The 19,881-nt window shown below is 35.1% G+C and carries 21 protein-coding genes; 3 read left to right on the plus strand and 18 right to left on the minus strand.

Features of this window, described 5'->3' with window-relative positions; genetic code table 11:
• Positions 1-86 precede the first annotated feature (86 nt).
• The 6 genes from ACH6CY_RS08880 to ACH6CY_RS08905 form a co-directional block, all read right to left on the minus strand.
• Positions 87-422: a hypothetical protein gene (locus tag ACH6CY_RS08880; RefSeq protein ID WP_374066979.1), complete on the minus strand. Its 336-nt coding sequence runs from the start codon at positions 420-422 to the stop codon at positions 87-89.
• 83 nt (positions 423-505) lie between these two features.
• Entirely contained in the window at positions 506-1,312 is an 807-nt protein-coding gene (locus tag ACH6CY_RS08885) for an energy-coupling factor transporter transmembrane component T family protein (protein WP_374066980.1), read from the minus strand.
• Positions 1,309-2,169, minus strand: coding sequence for an energy-coupling factor transporter ATPase (locus tag ACH6CY_RS08890; protein ID WP_374066981.1), 861 nt, complete (start codon positions 2,167-2,169; stop codon positions 1,309-1,311). Before ACH6CY_RS08890 ends, ACH6CY_RS08885 begins: the two co-directional genes overlap by 4 nt.
• Positions 2,160-2,978 carry an energy-coupling factor transporter ATPase gene (locus ACH6CY_RS08895; protein WP_374066982.1) on the minus strand — a complete coding sequence of 273 codons (819 nt, stop codon included), beginning with the start codon at positions 2,976-2,978 and terminating at the stop codon, positions 2,160-2,162. The genes ACH6CY_RS08890 and ACH6CY_RS08895 overlap by 10 nt, the downstream gene beginning before the upstream one ends.
• Before the next feature lie 44 nt (positions 2,979-3,022).
• A complete protein-coding gene (menA, locus tag ACH6CY_RS08900; RefSeq protein WP_374066983.1) occupies positions 3,023-3,964 on the minus strand; it encodes a 1,4-dihydroxy-2-naphthoate polyprenyltransferase in 942 nt (313 codons plus the stop codon).
• A 15-nt stretch (positions 3,965-3,979) separates the two neighbouring features.
• On the minus strand, positions 3,980-5,011 hold the full coding sequence (locus ACH6CY_RS08905; protein ID WP_374067028.1) for an FAD:protein FMN transferase: 1,032 nt from the start codon (positions 5,009-5,011) through the stop codon (positions 3,980-3,982).
• 397 nt (positions 5,012-5,408) lie between these two features.
• Here ACH6CY_RS08905 and ACH6CY_RS08910 point away from each other — a divergent pair, with 397 nt between their 5' ends.
• The 3 genes from ACH6CY_RS08910 to ACH6CY_RS08920 all read left to right on the plus strand — a co-directional run bounded on the left by ACH6CY_RS08910 (position 5,409) and on the right by ACH6CY_RS08920 (position 8,999).
• On the plus strand, positions 5,409-7,280 hold the full coding sequence (locus ACH6CY_RS08910; protein WP_374066984.1) for an FAD-dependent oxidoreductase: 1,872 nt from the start codon (positions 5,409-5,411) through the stop codon (positions 7,278-7,280).
• 175 nt (positions 7,281-7,455) lie between these two features.
• Positions 7,456-8,001 carry a Gx transporter family protein gene (locus ACH6CY_RS08915; protein ID WP_374066985.1) on the plus strand — a complete coding sequence of 182 codons (546 nt, stop codon included), beginning with the start codon at positions 7,456-7,458 and terminating at the stop codon, positions 7,999-8,001.
• Between the two features lie 17 nt (positions 8,002-8,018).
• Positions 8,019-8,999: a polyprenyl synthetase family protein gene (locus ACH6CY_RS08920; protein WP_374066986.1), complete on the plus strand. Its 981-nt coding sequence runs from the start codon at positions 8,019-8,021 to the stop codon at positions 8,997-8,999.
• Positions 9,000-9,043: 44 nt separating this feature from the next.
• Here the strand turns inward: ACH6CY_RS08920 and ACH6CY_RS08925 are convergent, their stop codons facing one another.
• The 12 genes from ACH6CY_RS08925 to spoVT all read right to left on the minus strand — a co-directional run bounded on the left by ACH6CY_RS08925 (position 9,044) and on the right by spoVT (position 19,777).
• A complete protein-coding gene (locus tag ACH6CY_RS08925; RefSeq protein ID WP_374066987.1) occupies positions 9,044-9,337 on the minus strand; it encodes a HesB/YadR/YfhF family protein in 294 nt (97 codons plus the stop codon).
• A gap of 127 nt (positions 9,338-9,464) precedes the next feature.
• The gene (locus ACH6CY_RS08930; RefSeq protein ID WP_374066988.1) at positions 9,465-10,031 is read right to left on the minus strand and encodes a hypothetical protein; all 567 of its coding nucleotides are present in this window, start codon (positions 10,029-10,031) and stop codon (positions 9,465-9,467) included.
• 315 nt (positions 10,032-10,346) lie between these two features.
• On the minus strand, positions 10,347-10,757 hold the full coding sequence (locus ACH6CY_RS08935; RefSeq protein ID WP_374066989.1) for a S1 domain-containing RNA-binding protein: 411 nt from the start codon (positions 10,755-10,757) through the stop codon (positions 10,347-10,349).
• Between the two features lie 75 nt (positions 10,758-10,832).
• Positions 10,833-11,216 (minus strand): FtsB family cell division protein, encoded by a 384-nt coding sequence (locus ACH6CY_RS08940; RefSeq protein WP_374066990.1) that lies wholly within the window; start codon positions 11,214-11,216, stop codon positions 10,833-10,835.
• Positions 11,216-11,821, minus strand: coding sequence for a spore cortex biosynthesis protein YabQ (yabQ, locus tag ACH6CY_RS08945; protein WP_374066991.1), 606 nt, complete (start codon positions 11,819-11,821; stop codon positions 11,216-11,218). Before yabQ ends, ACH6CY_RS08940 begins: the two co-directional genes overlap by 1 nt.
• Positions 11,818-12,120 carry a sporulation protein YabP gene (yabP, locus tag ACH6CY_RS08950; protein ID WP_374066992.1) on the minus strand — a complete coding sequence of 101 codons (303 nt, stop codon included), beginning with the start codon at positions 12,118-12,120 and terminating at the stop codon, positions 11,818-11,820. Before yabP ends, yabQ begins: the two co-directional genes overlap by 4 nt.
• Positions 12,121-12,183: 63 nt before the next feature.
• Positions 12,184-12,441 (minus strand): RNA-binding S4 domain-containing protein, encoded by a 258-nt coding sequence (locus ACH6CY_RS08955; protein WP_374066993.1) that lies wholly within the window; start codon positions 12,439-12,441, stop codon positions 12,184-12,186.
• 19 nt (positions 12,442-12,460) lie between these two features.
• Entirely contained in the window at positions 12,461-13,918 is a 1,458-nt protein-coding gene (gene yabN / locus ACH6CY_RS08960) for a bifunctional methyltransferase/pyrophosphohydrolase YabN (protein ID WP_374066994.1), read from the minus strand.
• Complete coding sequence (locus ACH6CY_RS08965; protein ID WP_374066995.1) at positions 13,902-15,506, minus strand: putative polysaccharide biosynthesis protein; 1,605 nt, start codon at positions 15,504-15,506, stop codon at positions 13,902-13,904. The genes yabN and ACH6CY_RS08965 overlap by 17 nt, the downstream gene beginning before the upstream one ends.
• Positions 15,507-16,037: 531 nt before the next feature.
• Positions 16,038-18,065, minus strand: coding sequence for a glucose-specific PTS transporter subunit IIBC (gene ptsG / locus ACH6CY_RS08970; RefSeq protein ID WP_374066996.1), 2,028 nt, complete (start codon positions 18,063-18,065; stop codon positions 16,038-16,040).
• A 202-nt stretch (positions 18,066-18,267) separates the two neighbouring features.
• Entirely contained in the window at positions 18,268-19,110 is an 843-nt protein-coding gene (gene glcT / locus ACH6CY_RS08975) for a glucose PTS transporter transcription antiterminator GlcT (RefSeq protein WP_374066997.1), read from the minus strand.
• A gap of 133 nt (positions 19,111-19,243) precedes the next feature.
• Positions 19,244-19,777, minus strand: coding sequence for a stage V sporulation protein T (gene spoVT, locus ACH6CY_RS08980; protein ID WP_374066998.1), 534 nt, complete (start codon positions 19,775-19,777; stop codon positions 19,244-19,246).
• Positions 19,778-19,881 lie beyond the last annotated feature (104 nt).

The following is a 19,881-nucleotide window of genomic DNA, read 5'->3' on the forward strand; positions in this document are numbered from 1 at the left end:
AATGAACCATTAGTTATAAATCCAATAATACCATTTTGTTCTAACCGATTGCTCGCCCATCTTATAGCTCTTATATAAGAATCTTTTTAGTTAGCTTTATTTTGAGCATTCGATAGTCTTCCATAAGTTTCATTTATTCTGTTGTCTAGTTTCGGATAACTTATATTCCTATTGTTATCACTGTCACTAGTCTTTTTGGCGTAATATGGTATTTTATCCATTATTACAGTAATAGGTGATTCCTCTTGACGTTTTAATCGTTTATCATTATCTCCAAATAAATCATCAAGTGTATTCTCATGCTTAGTAGACTCAAAAGTATCAGTCAAAACGATTCCTTTAAAAGGAATATATTTATTCAAATTTGATACTTTTTTAAAGGTTTCTTCGATATTAATGGTGGCAATATGATAACTTGGCAACACAATCTCATTTGCATGAATTTCCTGTGTATATTTACGTAATAAACCTTCTTTTGGTATTAAACCATTTTGAAGTAATCTTGTTATAAATGTCCCAATTGGCGCAGTAATACAAGTCCAGCCGTTAACATAATCATTGTGAAAATAGCTAATGTATCATGGCTTTTCCAGGTCAATTTCCGAAAACTTGATCTTGGTCCTGATGATTGATAGCCTCGAACTTCCATTACATCTGCCATATCCTCTGCTCTCTTTAATGAACTAACAAACAACGGCATAATAATAGGTACTAATTTCTTCATCTGCTCCACTAAAGAACCTTCACCAAATGTTGTCCCTCGTGCTCGTTGTGCATCCATCACCTTCTGTGTTTCATCTAATAGATTAGGAATAAATCTAAGCGCAATCGTGAGCATTAACGAAATATCATCTACTGGCACTTTAAATAATCGTAATGGAGAGAGCAATGCATTAATCCCATCTGTCAAATCAATTGGTTTCGTCGTTAAAGTAACTACCGTCGAAATAAAAATAATCATAACAAATCGACAAAAGATAAACACACCATTGATTAGCCCATATTCTGATATAGTAATCGGTCCCCAATTGACGTAAACAGTCCCGCCTGCTGTAAATAATACTTGCAACGAAACAGTGAATAGTATTAACCAAATTAATGGTCGCACACCTCTAATATACATTTTTAATGAGATATCGGATAATCGCATCACAAATAAGGTAAACAAGATTAATAACAAGTACCCTTGCCAATTAATTGCAACAAATAGAACAGCAATAAAACCAATTGCAGCAATAAGCTTTGCTCTTGGATCTAGTTTATGTAACCAGGAATCACCCGGAAAATATCTTCCCAAAATTAATTTGTTCATGCTAGTCCCACCTCAATTAAACCAGCAACTAAATCTTCTATCGTTAGACACACGTTGGGTAACTTTACGTTTGTTTCGCTTTCCAAGCGTAACTGAAATCGTCTTGGCTCAGGTAAATCAAGAGACCAGGCTTTTAGTTGTTCTACATCATCAAAAAACGTATGTACTGGCTTGTATGTTATCACCTTACCTTCTTCCATGACTACAACATCATCTGCATAGCGAGCAACGTCATCCATATCATGTGTCACTAAAATGGTTGTAATACCCTTTGTTTCATGAAGGTTTTTTATTAGTGTTAAAATCTCTTCTTTCCCCTGCGGATCCAAACCAGCACCAGGTTCATCTAAAACTAATACATCAGGATTCATTACTAATACACCTGCAATTGCAACACGTCTCTGTTGTCCTCCCGACAAAGAAAATGGGGAGCTTGATAATATCGTCTCCTCTAGTCCAACTAGTGTAATCGCATCTTTTGCTAGTTTTTGTGCTTCTTGTTTAGGCATACCAAAGTTTAATGGACCGAAGCAAATATCCTGTTCCACCGTTTCGGCAAATAATTGTGACTCAGGAAATTGAAAAACCATCCCTACAGATTGTCTGACACGTTTTAAAACATCTTTTGATTGTAAAACTGATGTAATCGTTTGATCACCGACTTGAATTGATCCTTCTTTAGGAAGCAGTAGTCCATTCACCGTTTTTAACAAACTCGATTTCCCTGCACCTGTATGGCCGACAATTGCGGTAAAAGAGTGACTAGGTAAACATAAGTCAACCTGTTGTAAAATATTTTTACTTCTAATAGGCCCAATTCGATAATCTGCTGTTACTCCTTGAAAATTCACTTGCATAACCATTTCACCATTTCATCTTCTGTCATATAACTTTGTGGAACATTACTCCCGTTCTCACCTAATTTGCGTCGCAATTGTTCAGCGAAGGGGGAAGACAACTGTTCATTGTTCATAAATACATGCTCCGGTGTACTATCTTGAATAATAGCACCTTGATCCATCACTACTATTCGGTCTGCACATGCCGCCTCATTCATATCATGTGTAACCGTAATAATAGTTATATTATTTTCTTCCCTAAGTTTCTTTAACGTTGATAATAATTGCTTTCTGCTTTTAGGATCAAGCATAACAAATGCCTCATCTAGAATAATGACATGGGGTTTAAACGCAAGGATACCCGCTATAGCAACACGTTGCTTTTGACCACCTGATAAACGAGAGGGGTCTTGATCCCAATATTTATCCATATCAACAAAACGTAATGCTTCATCAACTCTTTGTTTCATTTCTTCATATCCAACATTGTTATTCTCCAATCCAAAAGCAACATCATCTTGTACAGTCGTACCAATAAACTGATTTTCTGGATTTTGAAAAACTAGCCCTATTTTTTTTCGAATCTCCCACTTAGTTTCTTCATTCAACCTTACCCCATCTATAGTAATCGTTCCAAGTTCTGCTTCTAGTAATCCGACAAGCAATCGGACTAAGGTTGATTTTCCTGAACCATTTCCTCCAACAATAGCTACCCATTCCCCTTGCTTGATTGAAAAGGAGATAGCTGACAATGTATGTTCCACCTTACGTAAATCATAACGAAACGTAAGATTATCTACTTCTATGATTGTCTCTTCAGCTACCAATAGCTATCCATCTCCTTTATATAAAAAATTCATTTATTATCATTTTAATAAAATAATACAGTTACAGCCAGCAATATAACAACAGAGCCATTAACTAGAACTAAATTCTTTACTGCAACACTAAATGTTTCGGACTTTACTTGTTTTATATTAAATTGACGAACAAGCTGATATACTGGATAACTAACTAGTAATACGATCAATATTAAAGGAGGCAATATTCCTAGAATTACTGCTACGACAATAGCAGTAAAAGACAATATATACAACCCATTAAATAACCATATCGCGTATTTTTTTCCTATATAATATGGTAAGGTGAAACGTTGGTTATAAATATCTTCTTCTAGATCGCAAATATTATTAGCAAGCATTAAATTAGCAATGGTAAATACACAAGGAATACTAATTAAGATAATTTCTAAAACTAACAATATATCGGCTTCCACACGAATCATTCTACCTTGCCATACTAATTGAACAATGCCTTGATCATATGCACTTACATAAATAGCTAAAAACAAAATGCCAAATCCCATGGTTACCCCAGAGAAAATTTCACCTAACGGCATTCTTGAAAATGGTATTGGTCCGAAGGTATAAAATATCCCTATACCAAAGCATACCATGCCAACCAATAATACAAACAAATCCGTACGAAAAACCAGCCAGATCCCTAACGATGTAGCAAGAGTTAATAAACATAGTATTGTAATAATGACCGTTGATTCAGAGATGTTTTTTTGACCAATAATATTATGTTCCAATCTGTATGCTTCAGATGATGCCTTTCGATAATCCATATAATTATTAATTGCCGTTGTTGTTAAATCAAAAGTTAACATCGATAGAAAGAAAATCATTGTATTTAGTGGCTGAAACGAATCATATCTGTAATAAACAAACAGACATCCAATCAAAAATGGAAACACACTTGCAATTTTCGTTTGAATTTCAACCAGTTTTAAAAATGTAGAAATAGACACCTTATACTCTCCTTATTAAAGTTCTTCTCTGTTTCCTAATTTAAATGCATCATTAGTCAATTCAAATGTACCTTCCAACTCTGAAGTAATAAACACTTGTTGATCTTTATCAACAAATATTGCTTCTACTCCTTCTTGCGTTTCAATATAGGCCAAACCATCCTTTAAACCTTTTGAGAAAATTAAAGTAGATAATGCATCACCATCCATCGATTTTTGACTAATAATCGTAACACCAGCTATATCATTTTCATACGGATAGCCATCAATTGGATTTAAAATATGGTGATACTTTTGTCCATCGACTTCTAAATATCGCTCATATATACCAGAGGTAACAATCGATTGATTATTCGCTTCTATTTTACCAACAATTTGTCCACGCTCTGTAAATGGGTCTTGTACACCTACAGTCCACTCTTTTCCTGAAGGGTTATTACCTTTTACATAGATATTTCCCCCTAAGTCAATAATTGCGGTCGTAACATCATTTTCATCTAATAAATTCGTTACTTTATCAGCAATAAACCCTTTGGCTATTGCACCTAAATCTATCTTCATTCCTTTTTCTTCTAAATAAACTGTTTGCTCTTTTTCTTTTAGCACGACTTTTTTATAATTAATTAATGGCAATACGTCATCAATTTCTTCTTGTGTAGGCTTTTTTGCATCATCAAAACCTATATGCCATAATGAAGTTAAAGGCCCGATTGTAATATCAAAAGAACCATCCGCTTGTTCACTATAATTTTTTCCTGCTTGAATTAAAGAAAAGATCTCCTCTGAAACTTCAACAGGTGATGTACCAGCAGCTTCATTTATTTCATCAATTTGTGATTGGGATTCTTCTACCCCAATTTGTTCGGTTAGATTTTGCATTTCATTAAAAGCAAGATCTATGACATCTTCTTTTCCTTCATCATAAATTTTTAATGTTACGACAGTACCCATCATAAATTCTGTTCTTTTGTAAGGAGAATCTAACAATTTTGACTCATTCACATTACAACCAGTTACAATCAACATCATTACTAAGATAATCAACATATATTTCTTCTTCAACGTTGTCAAAACCTTTCTAACATGAAATAATAATAATAAATTTAGACATATTGGGCTTCCAATGTGAACTTATTCACATTTTTTCGACATAAGTATAGCATTTACCTAATGATAGTGTCTATATAGTAAACTTTGCAATAATACTACCATAGCACGGTTAAAAGTTCGTTGCATAGCTATTTTATACAATATGTGAAAACTTATTGAACTTTATGGTTTAAAATTATTATTAAATTTGTGAACTTTTTAGATTTAATTATATATAATCTTTAAAAACCCACTGGACACAGGCACAAACTAAAGGTACAATTGTAATCGGTTGTTCACACTTTCACAACGATGACATGATTAATTTTTATTTTATAAGGAGTGTATAGATATTATGGCAAACAAAAACATTGTCATTATCGGTGCGGGATACGCTGGTGTACATGCAGCAAAAAAGCTAGCAAAAAAGTACAAAAAAGACGACTCAGTTACAATTACGTTAATTGATCGCCATTCCTACCACACAATGATGACAGAATTACATGAAGTTGCGGCACATCGCGTAGAACCAGATGCAATTCAGTTTGACCTACGTAAATTATTTAATCGAACAAAAGTAAATCTAGTAACAGACAACGTGACACATGTTGATCACGACAAGAAAAAAGTTACAACAGCGCATGGTGAATACGCTTATGATTACCTTATTTTAGGTATGGGTGGAGAACCAAATGATTTTGGCACTCCAGGTGTAGGCGAGCATGCATTTACACTATGGTCTTGGGAAGATGCAGTCAGACTTCGCGAACACATTGAAAAAACAGTAGCAAAAGCAGCAACTGTGCATGATCAAGCGACACGTCAAGCCATGCTTACCTTCACTGTATGTGGTTCTGGATTTACCGGAATCGAAATGGTTGGTGAATTAATTGAATGGAAAGAACGCTTAGCAAAAGATAACAAACTGGACACCGAAGATATTTCCCTTTACGTTGTAGAAGCGGCTCCAACGATCTTGAATATGCTAGAGCGAAAAGATGCTGACAAAGCGGAAGCATATTTAAACAAAAAAGGTGTCAAAATATTGAAAGATTCGCCGATTGTAGAAGTGAAAGCGGAAGAAATTGTTTTAAAATCTGGAGAGTCCCTTCCTACACATACATTAATTTGGACAGCTGGTGTAAAAGCAAACTCTGATACAAAAGACTACGGCATGGAAACTGCACGCGCAGGACGCTTAAAAGTAAATCAATATATGGAATCTGACCAATATGATAGTGTCTATGTTATTGGTGACTTAGCTTATTATGAAGAAGAACCTGGAAAGCCAACTCCACAAATTGTGGAAGCAGCTGAACAAACAGGTACGACTGCTGCTAAAAACATTATTTCCGAAATTAGTGGTGGTGAAAAAACAGCTTACGAAGGCAAATATCATGGGACAATGGTATCTATTGGCGCTAGATACGGTGTAGCAAACTTAATGGGCATTTCCCTAAGTGGTTGGTTTGCTAATTTTATGAAACACATGGTCAACCTTTACTATTTTATGGGCATTGCAAGTGGCTATTATATGGTTCAATATATTCGTCATGAATTTTTTGGAACAAAAGACAAACGTAACATTTTCCGTGATTTCTTAACACGTTATGGTAATGTATTATGGAGCTTACCATTACGAATTTTTGTAGCTGGATTCTGGTTAGTTGAAGCCGGTACTAAGATTTGGGGGAAAGAAACATTTGAAAATGCTATCTCAAGCTGGTCTACTGTCCCTGATTTATTTAAAGGTTTAGGAGAAGGATCTTGGTTAGTTGGAGATACTGTACGTTTACCATTTGAGTGGTTACAGACAACAACTAGCGGAGCAAGTGAAGCAGCTTCAGCTACTGAGTGGGCAACACCAATTTTAAGTAAAATGCCTGGTATCTTTGAATGGTTTATGAAAATTGCCCTTCCAACTCCTGAAATGGCAATTTTCATGCAGAAATTTATGGTGTTCATTGAATTAGCAATTGGGCTAGCTATTTTAGGTGGCTTATTCACTTGGTTAGCAAACGCAGCAAGCGCTGGATTCCTTGTTATGTTTACTTTATCTGCTATGCTCGGATGGGATAAAGTATGGGCGTTACCAGCATCTATTGCATTGATGAACGGATCTGGACGTACATTCGGCCTTGATTACTGGGTTATTCCATTCCTACAACAAAAGCTTGGTCATTGGTGGTATGGAAAAGAGCGAGCAATTTATCAAGATAAAAAATAATTAGATGTAAAGAAGGCGATTGGCTCATATTTACTTGAGCCATTCGCTTATCTTCTTTATGATGTGTATTTAATAAGACACTAAAGGGGAGTAAGAATAGTAACAGTACTGTGATACGTTCTTTTTGCCCTTTACTGTTTTCTTAAAAACAAGATAATTTAGGATGATTTTAGCTATGACAAAAAATCAACGACTCGTTTATATTGCCTTGTTAGCAGCACAAGCCGTCATCATCAGCTTATTAGAGCGTGCCATTCCTTTTCCTTTTGCTGTTGCTCCTGGTGCGAAACTCGGCTTAGCAAATATGATTACTTTATTAGCCTTATACACACTACCAGTAAAAGATGCCTTTAAAGTAGTTAGTATTCGATTAGTGTTAGCCACATTATTAGGCGGAACAATATCCACGTTCATGTATAGTGCTGCTGGCGCATTACTCAGTTTTTTTGGTATGCTTTTTGTCAAAAACTTAGGAAGAAAGCATGTTAGTCTTATAGGCGTCAGTACAACTGGTGCTGTGTTACACAACGTTGGACAACTGATGGTAGCAAGCTGGATCGCACAAACTTGGACAGTCATGCTATATTTACCCGTATTATCGTTTATTGGCATTTTATCTGGTATTGCTATTGGAATTGCTGCCAACTATTTATTAACTCATGTAGAAAAATTGCATTACTACATGGATTTACGTGATTTAAGGCAGCATAACTACTTTTAAAGAAAGAGGTTATCATAATGCGTGTACATCCGATGTGGGATCGTTACCCAGAACTTAAAGTAGATTTAGAAAGTGTATTAAACCTAATTAACAGCAATATTCGTATTCGTGATAAAAAGGTACATGCAATCATTACAGATATGATTTTTGCCGGTGGTAAACTATTACGTCCTACCTATTCTCTTTTATGCTCACATATTGGGCCGGAACAAGATAAAGAACGAGCTATTGCTGTAGCTGCCGCATTAGAGACTTTGCATATGGCAACACTTGTGCATGATGATGTAATTGATGAATCATCAACTAGACACGGGCGACAAACACTCCAAACAACACATGGCAATCAGTTTGCTATATATGCTGGTGACTATTTGTTTTCTGTATGCTTCACTATTTTATCTCGTCATGCAACTTCACTAGCTCATTTAGAATTTAATTCACGAAGCATGGAGAAAGTATTAAGCGGTGAGTTAGACCAGTTAAATGCCCGATTTCTACCACCTAACAGTGTGAAGAGCTATTTATCACGAATTTCTGGAAAAACCGCTCAATTATTTGCGGTTAGTTGCTACTCTGGTGCCGTGGAAAGCAAAGCAACGAGAAGACAAGCACTAACTGCTTGGAATATGGGACATTATATTGGGATGGCATTTCAGATCATGGATGATATTCTGGATTATCAAGGTAAAGCTCACGAAGTCGGTAAACCTATCATGTCTGATGTGCAACAGGGGATTTATACATTACCATTGATTTATGCTATGCAAAAAAAAGCAGATGAATTAAAACCTATTCTAACAAAAAAAGAGGCAATGAAAGATACAGATATACAACGTATTGCAGCAATCATTGAGCAAGAAAAAGGTATAGAAAAAGCAAAAATTTTAGCTGAACGTTATACCAACAAGGCACTAAAAGAGTTAAAAAAATTACCCAATGGCAATTATAAAAATCATTTATACACAATAACGCTAGACTTACTAAATAGAAACAAGTAAAAAAAATCGGACATCATCCCGATTTTTTTTACTTCATCTTTTTGTTATTCTATTGGGGTAAAATCAAATATTGCTTCTTCTTCCCCCATATCTACTTTTAAATCAAAGTCTTCAAGAAACCACTTATCTTGTTGGGTAAAATAAAATGTAATACCTTTGACTATATCAGATGTACCAATCTCTCCATCTTTCCCAACAGATACACCTAAAAAATAATTAGGATGTGCAGTGGGGATACCGCCATATAATTTAACAAAAAAGTGGACATAATCTCCCGAATCTAAGCTCATTTCATTTATATACCATGCTGCCGCTTCTTCTGTAACCGTAAATGCCATCTTATTAAACTCACCTCCAAATCGTTCTCTAAAGATACTATCTTCATTTTCTACTTTCTAAACGTCCATTGCAACAAATAGGATTCAAAAAATGAGCTATCTGTATAAGATAGCTCATTTACTCTATTTATTCTGCTACAGTAGTATCGCCAGTAATTTCACCAGAAATATCAGCTGAATCTTGATGTTCTTGACTTGCAAAAGTAAGGTTTCCATCAATTTTTGCATCTTCTCCAAGTTGGAAACCATTTGCCTCTACATGTACATCACCAGCTAATGTACCAGCATAGAAGTTTAAGTTTTCACTTTGAATCGTCATTTTTGGTGTTGTAATTGTATACGTTTCTGTTATATTTCGATCTTCATCTTGTGTATAAGGTGCTATTTTACGATAAACATCATTCGCTTCGTCGCCCTTATCATGAAACTTACCAGTTACAACAACTTCTTCTTCAAGCGTAATATCATTAAGTGTAGCGATAATCCAAGTACCATTTTCTGATACTGCATCAACAAATGCGTCAGCTTCACTAACAATCGATGCTGTTGTTACTGCATCAGTCTCTTCTTCCTCTGTACCCTCTGTTTCTTCTGTCGTTTCCTCTTTTGTTGTATCCTCTGCATTATCACCTGTTCCACATGCCGCAAGTAATGATACCGAAAGGATTAGTGTTAAAAATAATTTGAATTTCATATTTGTTGCCCCCTAAAAATTGATTACTTGTATTTTACATATTTATTTTAACACACTTAATAAACTTTTATAATATAAATGTGTGGATATTTTATGAAAATATAAAACAAACATGTCAGCTTTCTTTTTTTTAAAATTCCCTAACCAACATATATTATTCAATTACTTTATAAAAAAAAAGCCACTATCCTAATAGCGGCCTTCTTATCGTTATTATTATAATTTATAATTACAAAACCTTCTCGTTTTATCATCAAAATAATATAACTTATTTCCCTCTAGCATCTCTCTTAATTGGTTACGTTAGACAGCAAGTTAGCCTTTTTTAGCACCTCGACCTCCACGCTTAGACTCGGTATGTTTACGCAGTGTTGCTAACCGATCTTCAGAATCCTTTAAGAAACGATTCATTTTCGATTCAAATGACTCCGTGCGTTCACGATTATTTTTAGGACTATTATTTTTACGGCGTCCTTGGCCATTGCTTGGCTTATCTTTTGCTTTCTTAATAGATAACCCAATTTTTCCGTCCTTTTCAACATTAATTACCTTAACCGTCACCTCATCACCAACAGTTAAATGTTCATTAATGTCTTTCACATAATTATCAGCAACCTCACTAATGTGTACAAGTCCTGTCGATCCTTCTTGTAATTCAACAAATGCACCAAAATTAGTGATTCCGGTTACCTTTCCCTGTAACTTGCTGCCTACTTCGATTGACATAAAAAAAATGCTCCTCCTTAAGAATAAAAAAAAGATATACTACAATTACATTATATATAAGCATCGAAAACCATGTCAATAAGATGGTGCTTCTTCGGGCAATTTAAATACAATTTCGCCCTCTTTAGTGAAGAAATAGTTCGTTTTTGCTATTTGTAATACATATTCTTTGTCTTTTAATAGCTTCACTTGTTCCTTAAGATCGTCTTCTTCCTGTTCCATCGCCTTATATTCTTCTTGCATGGCTTGATACTCTTTAGCTTTTTCAGCGTACAGTGAACGTTGATTCACATGGTATATAATAATACTACCGAATGTAATACAAACAACGATAGCAAACAGTGTGAGACGTCGGTGTAATCGCTTTTTCTTTTTTCGTTGTCTTTCTATTTGTGCATCGTACTGCTTCATATATGAAGAATTTATTCGTGATACATTTTGCTTCTTTTGTCTCCCCACTACCTACTACCTCCTTTATACCATATAGATTTCCATCTTTTTATTGTATTATTCTCTATTTTACTATAAAATCCTGCTAAAGCAACTAAGTATTTTTGTGCATTTACAGGGAGCAGTCGATAAAAAATTTTTCCGATGATTCGAATTGGGAAAAAAATGATTGTGACCATTCGTTTTATAACGGAAAAAGCTATTCCTATAAAAAATAAAGTTATTGCTAATAAGCTGTGAACCAGCACTAGAATTGGACGAACAATAACCAGTCTAACCAATCGAACTATCACTTGATAACAGCTCTTCATTGCATGAATGATAAATTCTAATAAACGTTGATACGTTGTAGCAAATAAACTTTTATAAGCTGCAATACCACAAAAAACAGCTAAAAATATATATAATCGAAGCTCCCCTTGGTTAACCAAAAACAAAAGATAAAACAACACCAAAGTTTGCAATGACCAAAAACAAATCTCTAAGCTATAAAAAAGGAGGCGCTGGCCTTTCCAATATACATTGAAACGACGAAACGTATCTACGGCACAGCCTAAATAAAAACCTCCTCCTATCATAGCCATAATCGTACTAAACTGTATTGTTAAACTCATTTAAACAGCTTACTAAATAAACTTTTAGTTTTATCCTCTTGTTGTTCATCCATGTAGGAAAGCTCATATATCTTACCTTTTATTTCTACATTTCCCTGATCTACATCTAAATTTTTTATTTGTAAATTTTCTCCACGAATCATCATATATCCCATAACGGTTTGTAACAAAAATTCCTCATTATCAAAGCTGTCGACTTCTTTTACCCCACTAATTTCAATAACACGGCGATGATTGACTCGAACATAATGCTCCGTTTGTTCTGTGTGTGATGGATAGTTGCGTTGACCTTGTACCATTAAAAATCCCTCCTTATCATTAGAACTATATGACTGAAGGGACAAGTTTAGAACAATAGAAAATTATTGTATATGCTCTTCTTTTACAATGGTATATAATGATGTCGCTTCTTCTTTCTTTACTACTTCTTTAAGTGTTTCTACCGAAATCGTAAGCTTTTTTTGACCAAATTGAATCGTTAATTCATCTCCTGCAGACACGTTAGTAGATGCCTTTGCTTGATTCCCGTTTATCGTGATTCTACCTTGATCGGCTACTTCTTTAGCTAGTGTCCGGCGTTTAATTAAGCGAGATACTTTTAAGAACTTATCTAATCGCATAATAAATCTATTCCACCTTTCAATCTTTTTTTGTTTTGGATTCGTTCCATAGTTGATCTAATGCTTCCAATGTCTGATCTTCCATCAACTTCCCTTTTTCTGCAATCTTTTGTTCTATATATTGAAAACGACGGATAAACTTTTGATTGGTTTGTTCTAATGCTAGGTTTGCGTTAACTTTATAATATCTTGCTATATTAACAATAGCAAATAGAATATCTCCAAATTCCTTTTCCATTTCAAGTGCATTTGTTTTTTCTACAGCTTCTTGATATTCCTTTATTTCTTCGTAAATTTTATCCCATATCGGCTCAGGCGTGGACCAATCAAAGCCAATCTTTGCTGCTTCTTTTTGTAATGCTTCTGCCTTAATCAACGGCGATGCTGATTGCGGCACACGATCAAGTAACGATTTTAATGCTTTTGAGTCTTTTTCCTTTGCTTTAATATCTTTCCAGTTTTGGATAACATCAGCTTCACCCGTCACTTTCACATTTCCAAACACATGCGGGTGCCTTCGAATCATTTTATTTGTAATACTTGCTATAACATCATCAATTGTGAAGTAACCAAGATCTTCTCCGATTTGACTATGTAGCATAACTTGAAGTAATACATCACCAAGTTCTTCAATGGTCGCATCATCATCTTCTTCATTTATTGCATCTATTAATTCATATGCTTCTTCTAACAAGTATTTTCGTAGCGAGTGATGCGTTTGCTTTTTATCCCACGGACATCCAGAGGGAGCTCGAAGTGTTGCGATCACATCACGTAATCTAAAAAACTGATGATTTACTTTTTCTTCTTCAATTGGTGCGACATAAACGCTCGTTAAATTGCTAAGCTTTACCCCTTGATCTAACTCGACTAATTGTATTGTTTGAATCTTCTCTTCTTCACTACCAACCGCCTCAACAATCGTTACAAGATGCTCTGGCGGAAGGTCCTCTAATAACGCTAGCTTGACCTCGGAAGCGATAAAGCTATCATACACCTGACAAAAGATTAGATGATTTCGATAGTCGATTTGACTACGAGAGAAAGCTGTCGCATCGATAAATTGAAACCCGTCTATCGGGTCAATTTGAAGTGCAGTAAATAAAGGATCTAAATAACTTTGTCCACCAGTGATGCTTACCTCTACTTCTGCACTTTCTAGTAATAATTGGACTGTCTTTTCCGCTAGCATTGGATGACCAGGTACCGCATATATTATAGTGTTCTTTTTTTTCGCTTCTTTCGTTAGTGTTTGCACAATAGCATGATACACCCGTTCAAACGAATCGTGTTGTTCATACACCTCATCAAATGAAATAAATGAAGCGCCTTCTTCCTTTAAAGTCGAAATGACTGGATGATCCAGCGTACGAACATAAATCGGTTGATTCGACTTTTTTAGTTTTCGATAAACACCTAATGATAATTGATTGATATCGCCTGCTCCTAATCCAAGGATTTCAATATTTCCTATCATGCTTATTCTCCTTCGCAATGTACCCTACGATACTTTGAAATGGTAACACCTGTAATTCCTCTTTTGTAAATGCCCGAAGCTTAATCAGTAAGAAAAAGTACATGCTTGCTCCTGCTATAATTGCTAGTAATACATATACGGCATATATGAATCTAGACTCCTGCGTAACAAATGGAAAAATACATTGATTAATTAACAATAAAATTAAAATCATGCCAGCTAACGAGCCAATAAATCGAAGCCATGGCACTTCAATAATCCGTTTCTTCACCACCTTTTTCAAAAGGTGCAAATTGGTGAGCAAAATGATAATACACCCAAGTACGGTCGCTAATGCTCCCCCGAAAATACCAAGTAGTGAAACCAACAATACATTTAGTAAAAACTTGATCCCTACACCAATTAGCACAAAAAATGCCGTGCGATACATATACCCGAAACCTTGCAAAATAGATGCAGTAGTAATACTAAGTGCAGCAAAAATAATCGTAAGGGCTAGCATTTGTAAAGTTGTTGTCCCGCTGCTTGATAGAAATAATAATTCGTTAACATGCGAAAAAAGAGTGGTTAACCCTATAGCTGCGCCTGCTGATAAATAAAGACTGAATTTCCAAGCGCTTCTTATATAAGAAATAAATTGCTTCTCGTGTTTTTGCAACCTGTCCTTTGTAATCGTTGGAGTTAATGCTAATGCAAATGACGAACCAATGACAATTCCCAGTTGAACTAGTGGTTGTCCACGGTCAAAGACGCCTTTCCACATTTTTGCATCTGATAAAGGAAGGCCGTACATTTTTAACGCAGATACTAATGTAAATGCATCTACAAACTGAAACAACAATAATAGCATATGATTGATTGTGATCACTAATCCAAACCCTAGAATAGATCGTGTAACTTCCTTCCAACCAATGGTAGCATAACCAGTCTGATTAAACATGATCTGTTCTTTTTTAAAGAACATGGATAGAATAACGCCAGCACCCAATGCTCCGACCAAGGATGCTATTGCACCACCGACTCCAATATAATATAACGATTTACTTTGGTTAACCACATATAGTGAAAAACCAATAATTAAGCCCACCCGTAATAGTTGTTCTGTAATTTGTGAGTATGCTGTTGGTTTCATATTATTGTACCCTTGAAACAGTCCGCGTAAGCTAGAAACGAACGGAATAACTAAAAAAACAAATGCAGACATGCGCAGTGATGGGATAAGTGATCGGTCATCCATCATGGATGCAATAGGTGGAGCTAACATAAAAAGAACAATTGCTAATAAGAAAGAAAAAAGAAAAGTTACCGTAACTATTCGATAAAAGTCTGTAGAAAGTAGTTTCTTCCGTCCTCCCTCTGTTTTTTCTGCAATAAGTTTTGATATAGCTGTTGGCAAGCCATATAAGGCAAACATCATCGCCATTCCTAAAAAAGGGTAAATTTGCTGATAAACGTAAAAGCCGACATCCCCTGTAATATTCTGCAAAGGAATTCGATATCCAGCACTTAAAACTTTGCTAATAATACCTGCTAACGTTAATATTAATGCTCCTTGAAAAAAATGTTTATTAGACTGTTCTTGTAACATACCATACGCCTTTCTCCGTTAACATCGATAGATTACATTATAGCATAGGCGATTTATTTACTCATTTTCATACACTTAAAAACCCAACAAATAATCATTGTCGATCACATATCTCCTGTTATCCAAAAAACAAATCTCTTATTAAAAATCATAAATCAACTTCTTATATAAACAGTATCACTAGCGTTTATTAAATTTGAACAGCGTATTCTGAAAATACCTTTTTTATTCTTTTTTAAAAAGAAAAGGACACATAAGAGAGTGACAAGCTTGGATTGTAGAAGTTAAAGACTATCATCTTTCTTATCTACACCTCATTATGACGCTGTTTTTTCAAAAAAAAATTTATATCGTAGCAAAATTCGATACTAGTATTTTTTATATGTATACTAATAGTAAACATAACTTGCTTTATTTATTATGCTTCAAGCCTTGTTCACTTTGTTACTATTTATCTTCTTTAGATTGTATTTCAACTAATAATAAAATTAAAATCCCCCTTTTTTTGATAGGGGGATTTATAATATAGATTTATTTAATTGTTACAAAACCACCTTGATTTTCATCAATCTTGCCAGTTTTAACTTCAATGAATTGACCTTCCTGTAGATTAGTGAAAATAATTGGTGTAACAGTAGACGCCGCATTTTCCCGAATATAATCTAAGTCTATTTCCATTAAAAGATCACCTTGTTTTATTTCTTGCCCTTCTTCTACCTTTTGAGTGAATCCCTGTCCGTCTAGTTTAACAGTCTCAATACCGATATGAATTAATATTTCTAATCCGTTCTCAGCTTGTAAACCAATCGCATTTTTGGTAGGGAAGATGTTCAGTACTTTCCCATTCACTGGTGCGACAACCTTTCCAGATAATGGTTTTACAGCAAAACCATCTCCCATCATTTTTTGTGAGAAAACTTGATCCGGAACTTCAGATATGGACAAAATTTCACCAGACATCGGACTAGTTATATCAATATCATCGGCTATGAATGGCATCTCTTGTGTTTGTTGTGAATTTTCATCTTTCCTTTGACGTGGTGTTTTTCCATCGATAATATCTTGCATTTGCCCACGGATCGTATCAGATACCGGACCAAAAATAGCTTGAATATTGTTACCAACTTCCATCACACCAGAAGCGCCTAGTTTTTTCAAACGTTTTTTATCTACTTTACCTTTGTCACTTACACTAACACGAAGTCGTGTGATACAAGCATCTAAATTAGTGATATTTTCTTGCCCACCCATAGCAGTCAAGATTTCATATGGACGATCATCTGCTTCACCATCATGATCTGAATCACCATCTGCTTCATCCTCACGTCCAGGAGTTGCCAAATTGAATTTAAGAATGGCCCAACGGAAAACAAAATAATAAAGCAAGGCCAAGATAAGACCAACAATGATCACCCACCACCAGTCAGTGCGATTTGGCATAACACCGAATAAGATAAAGTCAATTAAACCGCCAGAAAATGTTTGCCCTATTTTAACATCTAGTAAATACATCGTCATAAATGAAAGACCTGCAAAAATAGCATGAATACCAAACAATGCTGGTGCAACAAATAAGAAAGAAAATGCAATTGGCTCGGTAATCCCTGTTAAAAATGAAGTCAATGCTGCAGATGCCATTAATCCACCTACCACTTTTTTACGTGATGGCTTTGCAGTATGATAAATAGCAAGTGCAGCAGCTGGAAGACCGAACATCATAAACGGAAACCTACCAGTCATAAAATTACCAGCAGTAAAAGGGACACCGTCTTGTAATTGTTCAAAAAAGATAGCTTGATCTCCACGAATAATTTCACCAGCAGCATTGGTATAATTACCAAATTCAAACCAAAAAGGTGAATAGAAAATGTGATGAAGCCCGAATGGAATTAATGCACGCTCCACCGTACCGAATACAAAAGTAGAAATCGTTCGGTTTGTATCGAGCATAAAATGAGATAAATTGTTTAAACCTTCTTGTGCAAATGGCCATACAAAATACATTAAAATACCTAAAAACAGAGATGAAAACGCTGTAATAATAGGAACAAAGCGTTTCCCCGCAAAAAATCCTAAGAACTGTGGTAATTCAATATTATAGAATTTTTTATACAAATAAGATGCAAGGACACCGACAATAATACCACCAAAGACTCCTGTTTGCAGTGTGTCAATTCCTAATACTGATGTAAATGCTGGGTCGTTTGCAGACATCTCTGGAGTAACATTTCCGAAAACACCCATCGTTACATTCATGATTAAATATCCTATAATCGCTGCCAATCCAGCAACACCATCACCACTAGCTAGCCCTATTGCAACACCAACAGCAAAAAGTAACGGTAAGTTAGCAAATACAATTCCACCAGCTTCCGCCATTACTTCTAGTACTCTTAAAACGGTCGGATTTCCAAACCAAGGAAATTTTTCAACCCATGAGTCTTGTGCGAAACTAGTACCAAATGCAAGTAAAATACCTGCAGCAGGTAATAAAGCAACAGGAAGCATTAATGATTTTCCTATTTTTTGTAACGTGCCGAAAACATTCAATTTAGACATTACAGTCTCCTCCTTTTATTAGCTATGCACAATCTAGTCTGTGTTAAAAAACCGAAATAATGAATGACAATAGCGTTTACATAATTAAATTAGGATAAATAAAAAGGCATGAGTAAAAAGGGTTGGGTTACCGTAAAAGAATATAACTATCCCTCGGTAACTAACACTTTCACTCATGCCTGATCGAATCAGTAACACGCAACTAGATTTTATTAGTTAGACGTTGTAAATGAATCGTTAAGTATAATACCTCTGTCTCATCTACAGGTCTATTTAATTGTTTTTGCATAACTTTAATTAACTTCCAAGCAAGATTATAACATATTGGATATGTCATTTTCAACATTTCTGCTAATTTTTGTTGTTCACCTAATTGCTCTCCTTGGTAAACACGCTCTATTGCACGATGAAGATGTTGAATTAATCGGTTATAATTAATGTCACCTTTCACCAATCGAATATCTAGATGCTGTTCGATTACATCAATCATTTTTGTAATAAGTTTATGATTTTTGTTTAAGTCTCTCATTGATTTGTCAGTGACAGCACTATGAATATGCAGTGCAATAAAACCAATCTCACCTTCTGGAAATGCAACATGTAATTCATTCTTGACTTTCTGTACTACTTCAGAAGCTACTTGATATTCTTTTGGGTATAAGGATTCAATTTCAAACAGAAATGGATTATTAAACGGAATATTTTTATGTACGCGATGAATCGCAAACGCTAAATGATCCGTTAATGCAACATGTATATGCTCATTCAATGGGATTCCCATTTTTTCCTCAACATAAAAGAGAACATCATTCATAAAAGACATAATATCTCTATCTACGTGAGTCAATAAGTGCATATACTGTTCCTTCTCTTGCTCATCTTTTAATAAGAACAGCTTATCTGCTTGATCAAAGAGAACTTTGTCTCCCTTGCTTTTATTAAAGCCAATCCCTTTTCCAATTAAGACAACTTCTTTATAGACTGGATGTGCTGCAATGATTACATTATTATTCAACGATTTCTCAACAATTAGCTCTTGCTTCATAACGGCATTCCTCCAAAGCTATGCCATCCAACTATAGTCTATCGTATATGTAAACGTTGCTATTCGCAAGTGTTTTAAACAAAAAAACAGTGATAGGCCTTTTCTATAGCCTATCACTGAGCATAAAAACTATTTATTCCATTTGCCTTGCTAAAAAACTAGCTGCGGTCTCTGCCGCTTTTTGTTCCACTGTTGATATATTATTCTCTTTAGAAAAAATAATGACACAACCAATTGGATCTCCACTTGCGATAATCGGATGCATCACATAAGATACATTCATTACACCTTGATCAGCGATTAGTTCTAATGCTACTTTTTCTGGCTTCATTACACTACTTCGCTCTTCCATTACTTTCTCTATTTGTTGTGCAATATTCTTACCTAAATAATCTTTCTTTGGTTCGCCCGCAGCAGCAATAAACGCATCTCGATCACATATTAAGATTGTATTTCCCACAGAGTCAAACAGCGCTTCTGCATATTCTTTTGCAAAGGTACTTAATTCACGTATAGGAGAGTATTTCTTTAAAATCACTTCCCCTTCTCGGTCAACAAATATCTCCAATGGATCACCTTCGCGAATACGTAATGTTCTTCTGATTTCTTTAGGTATAACCACTCTTCCCAAATCATCAATACGACGTACAATTCCTGTAGCTTTCATTTCAAGCAGCCTCTCTTTCTTTGATGATCATCTTGCTGGCAATATTTCCACTTATGTAAAAGTAAAAACATAAATAACCAGTTGTGTTTTTAGTATGCTTGGAT

Origin of the sequence: Paraliobacillus sp. JSM ZJ581 (assembly GCF_044383835.1) — a bacterium.
GTDB lineage: Bacteria > Bacillota > Bacilli > Bacillales > Amphibacillaceae > Paraliobacillus.